Here is a 13,779-nt window from a genome sequence, read left to right on the forward strand (position 1 = left end):
AGCACCAGGTAGATCGCGCACACCCAGTACGGCGCCTCATGCCCGACGCTGGCCAACGCCACCAGCCCGACGGCCTGAATGCTGGCCGACCCGAGATTGGCCATCCCGCCGATCAGACCGAGCGTAAATCCCTTGAGCCGCTGCGGGAACAGGCCGTCGGGCTGGTGGCGTTGGCCAGCGTCGGGCATGAGGCGCCGTACTGGGTGTGCGCGATCTACCTGGTGCTGCTGGCGATCGGCGGTCTCGGTGCCGCGCTGTTCATGGACAATGTCGTGGCGCACCGCACCGGACTGTCGCTGAGCAACCTGCGCTTCATCGTGTCGGTGCCCGACTCGTGGGCCATCTCGTTCTGCTACATGTGCGCGTCTGGGTCATTCCTCGGGTTCGCGTTCGCCTTCGGCCAGGTCCTGGCGCACAACTTCACGGCGGCCGGCGAAACCCACGGTCAGGCGGCGCTGCACGCCGCCGAAATCGCTTTCGTCGGTCCGCTGCTCGGGTCGCTGGCGCGAGTAGTCGGCGGCAAGGTGAGCGACCGCTTCGGCGGCGGCCGCGTCACGCTGACCGTGTTCGTTGCCGCGATCGTTGCCGGCGCGCTGCTGGTCGGGGTCAGCATGCGAGCGGACGCCGCCAAGGACCGCGGCGCCGACGTGACGGGGCTGACGATGGCGGGCTACATCGTCGGCTTCATCGCGCTGTTCGTCTTCTGCGGAGCGGCCAAAGGGGCGGTGTACAAGCTGATCCCATCGGTCTTCGAGGAACGCGGTCGCGCGCTGGGTCTCGGCAACGGCGAACGTCACCACTGGGCCCGGGTCCGCTCGGGGGCGCTGATCGGTTTCGCTGGAGCCTTCGGCGCGCTCGGCGGCGTGGGAATCGACCTGGCGCTGCGGCAGTCCTATGACACCGAAGGCACCGAAACCCCGGCGTTCTGCATCTTCTTGGCGTGTTACGTCGCGGCGGCCGTGCTGGTCTGGGCCCGCTACGTGCGACCCGGGAGCAAGCACGTGTCGATCCCGGCCGTGTCGGGGGAACCCGCGGCGGAGGAGACAGTCAAGACGTGAAGCCATGCCCGCATGAAACGTCCACGGTCTGTTCACATCTCATGAGGAGCTAGAAATGTCTGACAACATCACGTGGCACGAACACAACATCAGTCGCGGCGAACGCGAGAAACTCAACGGCCACCGGGGATGCGTCATCTGGTTCACCGGCTTGAGCGGCAGCGGCAAGAGCACGGTCGCCAACCTCGTCGAGCAAAAGCTCTACGAGCGCGGAGTGCGGAGCTTCCTGTTGGACGGGGACAACGTCCGCTACGGGCTCAACGCCGGGCCGGGGATCCTCGAACCGCGTCATGGTGCCGAGTTCGCCCAACGGTTCGGCCTGGGCTTCTCCGCCCAGGATCGTGAAGAGAACATCCGGCGCATCGGCGCGGTGTCCAAGCTGTTCTGCGAGGCCGGTGTCATCGCCTTGACGGCCTTCATCAGCCCCTACCGCCGCGACCGCGACGCGGTGCGTGCCACGCTGATCGACGGAGATTTCCAGGAGATCTTCATCGACACCCCCATCGAGGTCTGCGAACAGCGCGACCCAAAGGGGCTTTACAAGAAGGCCCGGGCCGGCGAGATCAAGGGTTTCACCGGGTTCGACGACCCCTACGAGGCGCCGGCACGACCGGAATTGCGGCTCGAAGGTGGCGAGAAGCCGGCCGACGCGCTGGCCGAGGAAGTTGTTCTTCATCTCGAGCAGGTGGGCGTGATCCCCGTGGTTGATCGCGGCCAGAAACCCCGGGAAGGGATGGTCGAAGTTTGACAAGCCGCGCTGTCCGGCGTCAGCCGGTGCGCCGACGCAACGAACCGTCGAATACACAGCCGAGAGGACGAGGTTCATCATGAGTTATAAGGGGCACAATGGAAATCCCATTGTGGAACGGATATCCACCGATAATGCCGCGGGCCAGATCAAGGGCTTGCCGCGCGTTCCCATATCCAAGGCCACCGCGCACGAGGTGATCAGCCTCTCCTACGGCTTTTTCACCCCGCTCACCGGGTTCATGGGGCGGCAGCAGGTCGACGGCACCCTGGACAACATGCAGCTTCCGGACGGAACGCTGTGGAGCATACCGATCGTCTTCGATATGTCGGCCGACGACATCGCGAAGCTGAACATCAAGGTGGGGGACCGTGTCGTCCTCGAATACCTCGACGCTCCGATGGCCATCTTCGAAATATCCGAGATATACGAATGCGACCTTGCGCGGATGGCCGAGAAGACCTATGGCACTTCGGATCCGCGGCATCCGGGCGTGAAGAAGACGTTGGCCTACCAGGACCGCTTCATCGGTGGGGACATCACGCTCATCAACGAGCCGGTCTTCAACGAGCCGTTCAAGAGCTTCTGGCTCACTCCCAGACAGCACATGGAAGCGTTGGCGGAGCGCGACTGGAAGCACGTGGTCGCCCATCAGACCAGGAATGTGCCGCACACCGGCCACGAGGCGTTGATGAAGCAGGCCTGGCTGGCCGCGAACGAGGACATGCCCGTCGACAATCTCAATACCGGTGTCTTGGTGAACGCCATCATCGGCCAGAAGCGGGTCGGCGACTATATCGACGAGGCAATCCTTTTGACTCAGAACGCTCTAAGGACCAGCGGGTATTTCCGCGAGAACGTCCACATGGTGTCCTTCACGCTGTGGGACATGCGGTATGCGGGTCCCCGGGAGGCGATCTTCCACGCGATCCTGCGGACAAACCTCGGGTGCACCCACCACATGTTCGGCCGCGACCACGCCGGCGTGGGCGACTTCTACCATCCCTACGACGCCCAGAACCTGCTGAAGCAGCACCGGACCGAGCTCGGCATCAAACCGGTATTCCTCAGGGAGAATTGGTACTGCCCGGAATGCCAGGAGGTCACCAACTCCGCCCTCTGCGGCCACGACTCCAAGTCGCAGAGCTTCAGCGGCAGCTTGATCAGGAGCATTCTGACCGACGAAGTGAAGCCGACGCAGAAGGTGATGCGGCACGAGGTTTTCGAAGTGGTGATGGAGTCCGCCGCCCAGTACGGAGAGGGCTCACCCTTCGTCACCGAGGAATACCTCAAGACCCGACGCCCGGTCTTCACGCTGAACCCTTTGGAGGAGTCATGAGCGCCATGGAGAAAGAGATCAAGGTCAACGTCTGGATCAACGAGGAGAGGCTCGAGGCGCTGCAACAGGCCGGAATGGCCGACGCGGCCGAGGAGGCCTTCGCCGGCATGAAGCGGCTGGAGATTCACACCACCGAAGAGCAGAAGGATCTTGTCCTGCAGCGCTTTCCGGGAGCCAAATACGACTCCGCCACGACGAAGTCCATCGAGTTGCTGCCCAAGAAGGCGAAGGACAGGCTGCTGGAGCTTTCGATCGACATGCACTCCACCGGGCCGGAAGTGATGGGCCGCTTTCTCGAGGAGGCGCAAGCCTGACGGCGCGGCCGCAGGCTGCGCAAAATACCAGACGTAATCGACGCCGGCCGGGGACTGGGATAGCCCAGTCGCCGGCCGGCGCTTTGTCATGGCGATGTGAGTCGTTTGCTGACTGAGCCGGCTGACCGTCACGTCGCGCGAAGTAAACAGGTAGAGGCTCGCATGCGCGGCGCAGCTCCTGGGTTGCTGGCAAACGGACAGGAAGAGCCCAATCACAGCACAGGAACCTGCCAGCTGCTCACCCCATAATTTGAATCATCGCGAGTTTAAATAGGCGCAGATGGCACGCAGCTTGCTACGGGCCGGGATGCGACTAGACGACTCGAGGCCGGGGCGCCCTGCTCACACCGGGGCCGCTCACGACCCGTTTGACCAACTGGATAGCAGCGCGGCCCGCCGAACCCCCGGACGTGAGTCCGAGGTTTCGGAGTGGGTGTTCTTTTCGCAAGCCGACGCCTCAGGTCGTGTCGCCGTCCAGCGCGTGTAGACCACGTTCTCGCACATTGTTCTGACGGAAGGCACATTCACGGTGGAAAACCAACTTCTCGCTCCGACCAGAGTCCTGCGGGACTATCTCTCGGATTCCAGGGTCTGGGAGGACTTCTTGGCCCAGGGCGGCTTCGTCGAGAGCGACATCGTCGTCGCTGACCCGTTCAAGGCCGGAACCACCTGGACGCAGAGAATTGTCCAGCAGATCTTGCACAACGGCGAGGAGCCGGAGGGTGGGCTCTCGGACACCTCGCCGTGGCTCGACTCCAGTTGGGGTGACCATGCCGGCATGCTCAAGGTGCTGAAGGAGCAACGCGAGGCCGGAATGCGGCGGGTGATGAAGTCGCATCTGCCCGCCGACGCCCTGCCGATCGCGCCCGAGGCCCGTTACGTCTTCGTCGGGCGCAACGGCAAGGACCTCGGCATCAGCTTCCACAACTATCTCTACAACTTCAATCCGAAGACCATGGAGACGATCAACAAGATCCATGCCGAATGGTCGGGTGACCCAACGCCTTTGGTCATTCCCGAGGACATGCAGGAGTTCTTCGACCTCTGGCTGGACACCAACGGCTACCAGTGCTGCGATCTGCTCGACATCATGAAGTCGTGGTGGGCGCTGCGGAACGAGCCGAACGTGCTGCTACTGCATTACGGGGAGCTGAAGGGGGACCTTCGGGGCCAGATCGCTCGGCTCGCGGAATTCTTCTCGATCGACCCGGCGTCGCTGCGAATGGACGTCATCGTCGAGCATTGCTCCTTCGACTATATGAGCGAGCGGGCGGAGAAGATGGCGCCGTTCGGCGGATCGCACATGTCCAGCGCCAAGGCCTTCTTCCACAAGGGGCTCAAGCGCGACCACCGCGATGAGCTGAGGCCGGAGCAGGTCGAGCGCTTCGACCGCGTCGCCCTCGAGAAGCTCGGCCCGGAGTGCGCGCACTGGCTGGAAAAGGGCAAGACTCTCCCGGCCGGCTGAGTTAGCGGAAACGACGTCACGGTGTCGCGGGACTTCGCGGTTGCGCGGGCCCCGCGACACCATACGGGCACCGGCGAAGCTATGGCTGATCGAAGTCTGCTCTTGCGTGACCGCATCCCCCTGGGGGCCATGAATGGTGTCGCCGTCCTCTACATCGCGGTGGCGGCGCACTTCAACGGCTCGCACTACCTGTTGTTCCCCGGGTTGGCGGCGCTCGCCTACGACGCGCTGGCCCGGCCGTGGGGAAAGTGGGCGAGTCAGCCGGGGCGGCTCGTTGTCACGCCCGTGGCGGGGGCGGCCATCGGCATCCTGGTCACGCGGGCGCTGCCGTTCGGAGTTCCCGCGATACTGCTGGTGGTCACCTCGTGCCTGCTTCTTCTTGCGCTGCTCAAATCGGCTGTCGCACCAGGGATCGCGGCCGGGGTGCTGCCGGTTTTCCTGGGGATCACCAGCTGGCTCTATCCCGCTTCCATTGCGCTGAGCCTGGTCGTCCTGTTGGCGATTCTGGTGCCATGGCAGCGGCATTGGCGGCGCACGCATCCGGATCCCCCCATCCGGACCCCGAGTGTCGATGATGTCCTCGAGTCGCCGGCTGCCGGAAACGCCTGGATTCTGCCGTTCTTCGCGTTTCTGACGGTGATGGCGTTGTGCGCCGTGGTGTCCGGCTGGCGGCTCATCCTGTTTCCCCCGCTCATCGTCATCGCCTACGAAATGTTCGCCCACCCCACGACGTGTCCTTGGGCGGGCAAGCCGCTGGCGCTTCCGGGAGTGTGCCTGCTGAACGCTGTCGCGGGGTGGGGCGCCGTCAGCCTGTTCGGCAGCGGCGCGGTCGCGGCATCCTGCGCAATGGGTTTCGGCATCTTCGCGCTGCGCCTGCTTCGACTTCGCATGCCGCCCGCCCTGGCGGTGGGCCTTCTTCCCCTGGTCATCAACGCACCCAGTTTCAAATACCCGATTTCCGTGGCCATCGGGGCCGGAGCACTGACGCTCGCCTATCAGTTTCATCAACGTTGGATCACCGGCCGCGGCCCGGCCGGCCGGAATGCACCTAATGCTATGAGGAGTGGGTAGTGTCGAATTCCCAACTGACGGCGGTCATCTGCGTCCTGTTCGCGCTCGTCGGGCTCGCCCATTTGCTGGGGTATGTGTTCCTGAAGCTCGGTCAGCCGAAAGTCGTCGGCGAAATCCTGGCGGGCATCGTGCTCGGCCCGGCACTGCTCGGCCGATTCCCTTTGGTGGAGCACCTCGTCGGAACGGCCAGGCACAACACCCACATCCTGAGCTTCGTCTACTGGCTCGGGTTGCTGCTGCTGATGTTCGTCTCCGGGGCGGAGGTCCAGCAACTGTTCGGCAAGGGTGAACGGAGGACGGTGGGTTGGCTGGTGATCGTGGGAACGGGCATTCCGTTCCTGCTGGGGCTGGCCTTCGGGCCTGAGCTGATTCGTCCGAGCCTGGCCGGACCGCACGGTAACCGCGTGTCCCTCATCATCATCCTCGCGGTCGGCGTCGCGGTCACCTCGGTGCCGGTGGTGTCGAAGATCTTCGCCGACCTCAACATCCTGGATACGCGGTTCGCGCGGCTCATTCTCGGGGTGGCGGTGCTCGAGGACATCGTGTTGTGGTTGGCGCTGGCGATCGCGACCTCGATCGCCGCCAAATCCCACCTGCACCCGTGGCAGATGGGGTTGCACCTGCTGATCACGGTGGCCTATTTCGCGCTCGGCCTCACGGTGGTTCCCCGGGTGATCAAGGCGTTCAACAAGGCGCGCTGGAATGTCCTGGCGCGGCACTCGCCCACCGGGTACGCCATCGCCATCCTCCTGGCGTACTGCGCGGTCGCCGGGGCGCTCGACGTCAACCTGGTGTTCGCCGCCTTCCTCGCGGGCTTCGCGCTGGTGGACAACGAACGCGCGATCTTCGAGGAGTCGATCGACGCGATCAGCAAGGTCTCCTTCGCGTTCTTCATCCCGGTCTACTTCGCGATCGTCGGCCTGAAGCTGGACCTCATCCGCGGTGTTTCCCTGCCGATGATCGCTATCTTCATCGTCGGCACCTGCGTGGTGAAGATGCTGTCGGTCGCGCTCGCCGGGCGTTTCGCCGGGTTCCGAGGCCTGGAGCTGGTCAACCTCGGCATCACCACCAATGCCCGAGGGGGTCCCGGAATCGTGCTCGCCAGTGTCGCTTTCGACGCCGGCATCATCAGCTCGAAGTTCTACACCACCCTGGTGGTCGCGGCCGTGCTCACGTCGCAGTTGGCGGGGGCTTGGCTCGACTATGTTCTGCGCAAGGGCTGGCCGCTGCTGAAATCCGATGTGCCCGAGGAAGAACTGCCCGCTTCGACGGAGGGCGCCTCGGCGGCCGAACCTGTCGGAGCCGCATCCGAGGATGCCATCGGCACGGCGCCGTGACGGGGCCTTGCGACGCCGCGGTCAGGCGTCCAACCGGGTGAACTGTTGGCGGCGGTACTGCTCGACGCAGGCGGCCCGCCGGATCTTGCCGCTCGTCGTGGTGGGGATGGAACCCGGGGCCACCAGCACCAGATCGGCGACGTTGAGGCCGTGCGAACTCGAAATCGCCGCGGTGACGTCGTTTTTGACGGCGTCGAGCCGGCGCAACGCGTCCTCGGCGGAATCGCCGCGCTTCTTCCATTCGATGATGGTCACCAGCTTTTCGGACTCGTCCACCGCGACGGAGATCGCCGCGACCCGCCCCCCGGTGATCTCTTGGACCGTCGACTCGATGTCCTCGGGATAGTGGTTGCGCCCGTACACGATCAGCAGATCCTTCATCCGGCCGACGATGAACATCTCGCCCTCGGAGACGAAGCCGAGATCGCCGGTGCGCAGCCACGGTCCCGCGGGCGTGCCCGGTGACGGGTCGGTCACGGTGCCGCCGAAGGTGCGCTCGGTTTCCTCCGGCTTCCGCCAATAGCCGCCGGCCACATTCTCGCCGTGCACCCAGATTTCGCCGACCGTCCCCGGCGGGCGTTCCCTGCCGGTGTCCGGGTCGACGATCCGCACGGCCGGCGACCTCGGCATGCCGTAGCTGAGTAGCGGTGAGCCGGTTTGCGCCGAACACCGTTGCGCGGCACCGCAGGAGAGCTGCTCGGGTTCGAAGTGAACGACCTCGGGCGCGCCGCCCCGGGCGCGGCTGGCGACGTAGACGGTCGCTTCGGCCAGGCCGTAGGAGGGACGCATCATGTGATCGCGGAAGTTGTACGGGGCGAACCGTTTACAGAATCGGTCCAGGGTGGCGGGATGGATGCGCTCGGCGCCGCTGATGATGCCCAGCACGTTGCCCAGGTCGACGCCTTCCAGGTCGGCATCCGACGTCTTGCGGGCGGCCAGCTCGAAGGCGAAGTTGGGCGCCGCCGACATCACCGGTTGGCCGTTGGCCATCGCGTGGATCCACCGCGCCGGGCGCTGCAGGAAGGCCACCGGGCTCGTCAGGTCACCGCGGTAGCCGCCGAGGATCGGCGCGATGACGCCGAGCACGAAACCCATGTCGTGATAGAAGGGCAGCCACGACACCACCGTCGTGTCGCGCGGCGGGACGCCGTTGGCCTCGGCGAAATAGTCGGCCATCAGCTGCCGGAAGTTCTCCTGAAGGTTGCGGTGCGAGATCATCACCCCGGCGGGCAGCCGAGTGGAGCCGGAGGTGTACTGCAGGTACGCCGTGCCTGGGGCGCCGCTGACCCGGATGCTCGGAGCGCTCGCATCGTCCAAATCCAGTGCGTCGACCTCGACGAGGGCGGGCGCGGCGGCCGAGCCCGGTTGCCGGAGGTGGTCGGTGACGGCTCCGGCGACCGCGGACGTGGTGAGGACGACGGTGGGTGTGGTGTCGGCCAGGACGGCGCTCACCCGTTCGTCGTGTGAGCCGGCCGTGGGTACCGACAGTGGCACCGCGATCAACCCGGCCTGCATCGCGCCCAGGAACGCCACGATGTAGGCCAGCCCCTGGGGGGCGAGGATCACGGCGCGGTCGCCCCCGGCCCCATGCCGCCTGACCGCGTGCGCGACGTTCAGCGTCCGCCGGTACAGCTGCGCCCACGTCACCGCCTCGGTGACGCCCGCCCAATCCTGCTCGTAGTCGGTGTAGCGGAACGCCACGTCGTCGGGCTGCAACCCGGCGCGTTCACGCAGCAGGGCGACTACGGACGCGTTCTGCATGCGCGTTAGGTTACCGCCTTGCCCCGGGGCCACCCGGCAGTCGCAAGCCCAGCGAAAACAGCAGCCGCACCTCGGGATCGGCCAGTGACGTCGACAACAACTTCTCGATGCGCCGCACGCGGTAGCGAACCGTGTTGGGATGCACGTGCAGCGACCGCGCCGTTGCCGCGACGTCGCCGAAGTCGTCCAGATACACCCGCAGGGTCTCGGCCAGCACCGGTTCCCGGGCGCGCAGCTCGACGATCCGCGGATCGATCAGCCGGTCTTCGCGGCCGACCAGGGCCAGGATCTCGTCGAGCAGGACCGTGGTGCGCGCCTCGGCCAGCGACGTCACCTGTGGCATCGAAACCGGATGCCGCGCAGCGCTGTCCAGCACGCGGTCCAGCTCGGCACGCGCCGCGGCGATCCCGGCCAGGCCGGTGACGGGAGCGGCGACGGCGGCCCGCAACTGCACCCCGAGCTCGGCGCGCATCGCCGCGACGGTGCCGCGCACCCACGAGGTGACCGAACGGGTCTGCGTCTGGGGCAGCAGCACATAGATCCGCGAACCGCGCGAGGCCACCTGGGCATCGCTCCGAAAGGCGCTGGCGCTCAACGCCATCACGTCGGCCAACCGCGCCTGGCGGGGCGCGCTGTCGGCCGCGGTGTCGGCGGTGTCCCAGCCGATCAGCGCCGCGTCGCCGTCGGCGGCGACGCCGAGTTCGCGCGCGATTGCGCCCAGGTCGGGTTCGCCGTCCATCAGGCCCAGCAGCTGCTGCACCCGCCGCGCGTGCGTGGACGGCCGGGCCGCCAACCGCGCCATGATCCGCGCGGCGAGCACCGCCGCGCCGCGCAGCATCTGCTCGGCGTCATCGGCCAACGGTTGCGTGCCCTGCTGCACCCAGATGGTGCCGGCGAACGTCGGCGGTCGCCGCGCGTCCGGCGCGGCCTGGTAGATCCCGACGGCCAGCCGCGGCCGCAGGCCCAACTCGGGGCGTTCGGCCACGCGCACCACCTGATCGCCGGCCCGCAGCGCATCGAAAATGCCCCACTGGCCGATCCATTCGAGATGTTCGGGCGGCCCCGCCCGGCCCAGGATGGACAGGCGGCGCAGCTCGTCGGCTTCGTCATTGGAGGCCGAATACGCCAGCACGTGCGACTGGGCGTTCTCGATGCTTACCATGCCGTGGATGCGGTCGGCCAGCGACTGCGCCAAGCCGAACAGGTCGGTGCCCGAGTCCTCGGTCTCGTCGGCGCGGTCGCCGTGATGCTCGAGCACGTGATTGACCAGCTGGTAGAGCCGTTCCCAGCGGGCCCGCGGCTCGACGGCGACCACCGCCGAGCCGGCCCCCACCGCCGCGTTCACCAAGGCGTTCGAGGGTTCCTTGGCGAAGACCGCCACCGGCACCCGCTCGCGGGCCTGTTTGCTCACCCAGCGCAGCGCCGCGTCGTCGGCGACGCCCAGCAGGAAGAACACGTCGGCCGACCCCGCGGCCGCCGCCAGTCCGAGCCGCACGTCGTCGCCGTCGATCAGCGCGGCGGAAGCCACCGGAAGGTCCAGGCCCCGCGGCGCTTCGACCAGGCTGACCAGCGTCGCGTCCAGCGCCAGCAACAGCTGACCCAGCCCCACACCGGCCATTGTCCGATCGTACTACCGAGGGGCTGGCATGCTGTCCGATCGGCTAATTCCGTGGGGCGCCGCGACGAGGATCCTGGCGGCATGGACGCGATAACCCAGGTGCCGTTGCCGGCCAACGAGCCGGTCCACGACTACGCGCCGCAATCCCCGGAACGCGAGCGGCTACGCGCCGAACTGACCGCGCTGGCGGCTCACCCGATCGAACTCCCGCACGTCATCGGCGGCAGACACCGGATGGGCGACGGTGACCGCATCGACGTCGTCCAGCCGCACCGGCACTCCGCCACGCTGGGCACCCTGACCAACGCCGTGCACGCGGACGCGGCGGCGGCGATCGACGCCGCCATGGCCGCGAAACCCGTCTGGGCGGCAATGCCTTTCGACGAGCGCGCGGCGGTGTTCCTGCGCGCCGCCGACCTGCTGGCCGGGCCGTGGCGGGAGAAGATCGCCGCCGCGACCATGCTGGGCCAATCCAAGTCCGTCTACCAGGCCGAGATCGACTCGCCCTGCGAGCAGGTCGACTTCTGGCGCTTCAACGTGGCGTTCGCGCGTCAGATCCTGGCGCAGCAGCCGATCAGCGGGCCCGGCGAATGGAATCGCAGTGACTATCGCCCGCTCGACGGATTCGTCTACGCGATCACGCCGTTCAACTTCACCTCCATCGCGGGCAACCTGCCGACCGCGCCGGCGCTGATGGGCAACACCGTCGTGTGGAAGCCGTCGATCACGCAGACCCTGTCGGCCTACCTGACCATGCGGCTGCTGGAGGCCGCGGGCCTGCCGCCCGGCGTCATCAACCTCGTCACCGGCGACGGGTTCGCGGTGTCCGACGTGGCGCTGGCCGACCCGCGACTGGCCGGCATCCACTTCACCGGGTCCACCGCCACCTTCCAGCGCCTGTGGCAGCAGGTGGGCGCCAATATCGGCCGCTACCACAGCTATCCGCGTCTGGTCGGCGAGACCGGCGGCAAGGACTTCGTGGTGGCCCACCCTTCGGCGCGGCCGGATGTGCTGCGCACCGCGCTGATTCGCGGCGCGTTCGACTACCAGGGCCAGAAATGCTCGGCGGCGTCGCGGGCGTTCATCCCGCACTCGGTGTGGCGACGCATCGGCGACGACTTCCTGGGCCAGACCGCCGCCCTGCGCTACGGCGACGTCACCGACCTGACCAACTACGGCGGGGCGCTGATCGACGAGCGGGCGTTCGCCAAGAACGTCGAGGCGATCGAGCGGGCGAAGAGCGCCGCCCACGTCACCATCGCGGTGGGCGGCGAATACGACGACAGCGTCGGCTATTTCGTACGCCCCACGGTGCTGCTGTCCGACGACCCGGCCGACGAGTCGTTCGCCACCGAGTACTTCGGTCCGCTGCTGTCGGTGCACGTGTACCCCGACGACGACTACGAACGCATCCTCGGTGTGATCGACGGCGGGTCGCGGTACGCGCTGACGGGCGCGGTCATCGCCGACGACCGCGAGGCGGTGCTGGCCGCGCAGGAGCGCCTGCGCTTCGCCGCCGGGAACTTCTACGTCAACGACAAACCCACCGGCGCGGTCGTCGGGCGCCAGCCGTTCGGTGGTTCGCGTGGCTCGGGCACCAACGACAAGGCGGGCTCGGTGCTGAACCTGTTGCGTTGGACGTCGGCCCGCACTCTCAAGGAGACGTTCGTCCCGGCGACCCACCACACGTACCCGCACATGGCGGCCGACTGATGACCGGCGTATTCGCCAGCACGCTGCGCCCAGCCATCATGGCCGCCAGCCGGCGACCGGGATTGCGCCGGGCCGCCGAAGGCCTGCCCATCACCCGTCGGGTGGTGCACCGCTTCGTTCCCGGCGAGACCATCGACAGCGCGCTGGGCAGCGTTGCGGCGCTTCGCGGTTCGGGCCGGTGCGTCAGCCTCGACTACCTGGGTGAAGACGTGACCGACGCCGGCGCCGCCAACTCGGCGGTGGCGGTGTATCTGGACCTGATCGACCGCCTGGCCCGGTTCGGCGATGACGCCGCCGGCCGGCCGCTCGAGGTGTCGCTGAAGCTGTCGGCCCTGGGGCAGGCGTTGGGTCGCGACGGCGAGAAGATCGCCCGGGAGAACGGCTTCGCGATCTGCGAAGCGGCGCAGCGCGCCGGCGTGTGGGTGACGGTGGACGCCGAAGACCACACGACGACGGACTCGACGCTGGCGATCGTGCGCGACCTGCGGCACGACTTCGAATGGCTGGGCGTGGCGTTGCAGGCCTACCTGCGGCGCACGGTGGGCGATTGCCGGGAATTCGCCACCGCAGGGGCGCGAATCCGGTTGTGCAAGGGCGCCTACGACGAACCGGCGGCGGTGGCCCATCGCGATCCCGCCGCGGTGACCGATTCCTACCTGCGTTGCCTGCGGGTGTTGATGGCCGGTTCGGGCTACCCCATGGTGGCTTCCCACGACCCGGCGATCATCGAGGCGGTGCCCGCGATGGCCCGCGAAGTGGGCCGGGGCGCAACGGAGTTCGAATATCAGATGCTGTATGGCATCCGCGACGGCGAGCAGCGACGGCTGGCCGACTGCGGCAACCGGGTCCGGGTGTACGTGCCGTTCGGCACGCAGTGGTACGGCTACTTCATGCGCCGGCTCGCCGAGCGGCCCGCCAACCTGACGTTCTTCTTGCGGGCGCTGGCGCAGCGCGGTCATTGAGTGTGCGCTCACGGTTTTGAGTGTGCGCATGTGGCGGGAAAATCGCCGGAATCCCGCCCTGGCCGCACAGTCGAAGGCCACGATGCACACTCGAGACGCCGGCGTTGAGCCATAGCCGCGCTGGGGCGCGTGGTGGTCAATCAGGTTGTCCGGCTTGGTGGCTGAAGACGGTCACCGCCGCACGCCGATCGCCCGGCCGGATTTGTCGTACCCCGCTGCGATGATGCAGTCATGTCTTCGACCGCATCGGGTGCCGCGGCAGTGAATCCTGCTGAGCGTGTTGAGGTGCTGTTCGATGAGTTGGCGGGGTTGGCCCGTCAGCGCAATGCGATTGATGGGCGCATTGTGGAGATCGTCGCCGAGCTGGATCGCGACGAGCTCTGCGGGGCCACG

10 protein-coding genes and 3 pseudogenes are annotated in these 13,779 nt (G+C 67.1%); 10 read left to right on the forward strand and 3 right to left on the reverse strand.

Annotation, left to right across the window (positions count from 1 at the left end):
* Positions 1 to 188, reverse strand: a pseudogene (locus A5692_RS29175) (MFS transporter); the annotation flags it as partial.
* Between A5692_RS29175 and A5692_RS17760 the strand changes: the two are divergent.
* The 7 genes and pseudogenes from A5692_RS17760 to A5692_RS17790 all read left to right on the forward strand — a co-directional run.
* Positions 150 to 1,058, forward strand: a pseudogene (locus tag A5692_RS17760) (nitrate/nitrite transporter); the annotation flags it as partial. The pseudogenes A5692_RS29175 and A5692_RS17760 overlap by 39 nt on opposite strands.
* 55 nt (positions 1,059 to 1,113) lie before the next feature.
* Positions 1,114 to 1,806 carry an adenylyl-sulfate kinase gene (gene cysC, locus A5692_RS17765; RefSeq protein WP_068058173.1) on the forward strand — a complete coding sequence of 231 codons (693 nt, stop codon included), beginning with the start codon at positions 1,114 to 1,116 and terminating at the stop codon, positions 1,804 to 1,806.
* 79 nt (positions 1,807 to 1,885) lie between these two features.
* Positions 1,886 to 3,145: a sulfate adenylyltransferase gene (gene sat / locus A5692_RS17770; RefSeq protein ID WP_068058175.1), complete on the forward strand. Its 1,260-nt coding sequence runs from the start codon at positions 1,886 to 1,888 to the stop codon at positions 3,143 to 3,145.
* Positions 3,142 to 3,459 (forward strand): hypothetical protein, encoded by a 318-nt coding sequence (locus tag A5692_RS17775; RefSeq protein WP_068058176.1) that lies wholly within the window; start codon positions 3,142 to 3,144, stop codon positions 3,457 to 3,459. Before sat ends, A5692_RS17775 begins: the two co-directional genes overlap by 4 nt.
* Positions 3,460 to 3,988: 529 nt before the next feature.
* Positions 3,989 to 4,924 (forward strand): sulfotransferase domain-containing protein, encoded by a 936-nt coding sequence (locus A5692_RS17780; protein WP_156766142.1) that lies wholly within the window; start codon positions 3,989 to 3,991, stop codon positions 4,922 to 4,924.
* An 81-nt stretch (positions 4,925 to 5,005) separates the two neighbouring features.
* Positions 5,006 to 5,995 carry a hypothetical protein gene (locus A5692_RS17785; RefSeq protein ID WP_068058182.1) on the forward strand — a complete coding sequence of 330 codons (990 nt, stop codon included), beginning with the start codon at positions 5,006 to 5,008 and terminating at the stop codon, positions 5,993 to 5,995.
* Positions 5,995 to 7,332 carry a cation:proton antiporter gene (locus A5692_RS17790; RefSeq protein ID WP_068058184.1) on the forward strand — a complete coding sequence of 446 codons (1,338 nt, stop codon included), beginning with the start codon at positions 5,995 to 5,997 and terminating at the stop codon, positions 7,330 to 7,332. Before A5692_RS17785 ends, A5692_RS17790 begins: the two co-directional genes overlap by 1 nt.
* A 21-nt stretch (positions 7,333 to 7,353) precedes the next feature.
* On the opposite strand, the gene fadD21 is transcribed toward A5692_RS17790, so the two are convergent.
* Positions 7,354 to 9,093 carry a fatty-acid--AMP ligase FAAL21/FadD21 gene (fadD21, locus tag A5692_RS17795; RefSeq protein ID WP_068058190.1) on the reverse strand — a complete coding sequence of 580 codons (1,740 nt, stop codon included), beginning with the start codon at positions 9,091 to 9,093 and terminating at the stop codon, positions 7,354 to 7,356.
* Positions 9,094 to 9,103: 10 nt separating this feature from the next.
* Positions 9,104 to 10,711 (reverse strand): CdaR family transcriptional regulator, encoded by a 1,608-nt coding sequence (locus A5692_RS17800; protein WP_068058186.1) that lies wholly within the window; start codon positions 10,709 to 10,711, stop codon positions 9,104 to 9,106.
* An 81-nt stretch (positions 10,712 to 10,792) separates the two neighbouring features.
* Between A5692_RS17800 and pruA the strand changes: the two genes are divergently transcribed.
* The 3 genes and pseudogenes from pruA to A5692_RS29530 form a co-directional block, all read left to right on the forward strand.
* On the forward strand, positions 10,793 to 12,424 hold the full coding sequence (gene pruA / locus A5692_RS17805) for an L-glutamate gamma-semialdehyde dehydrogenase (RefSeq protein WP_068058192.1): 1,632 nt from the start codon (positions 10,793 to 10,795) through the stop codon (positions 12,422 to 12,424).
* Entirely contained in the window at positions 12,424 to 13,386 is a 963-nt protein-coding gene (locus A5692_RS17810; protein WP_068058188.1) for a proline dehydrogenase family protein, read from the forward strand. Before pruA ends, A5692_RS17810 begins: the two co-directional genes overlap by 1 nt.
* A 231-nt stretch (positions 13,387 to 13,617) precedes the next feature.
* Positions 13,618 to 13,779 (forward strand): annotated as a pseudogene (locus tag A5692_RS29530) (hypothetical protein); the annotation flags it as partial.

Source organism: Mycobacterium sp. E342 (genome assembly GCF_001667665.1).
GTDB lineage: Bacteria > Actinomycetota > Actinomycetes > Mycobacteriales > Mycobacteriaceae > Mycobacterium.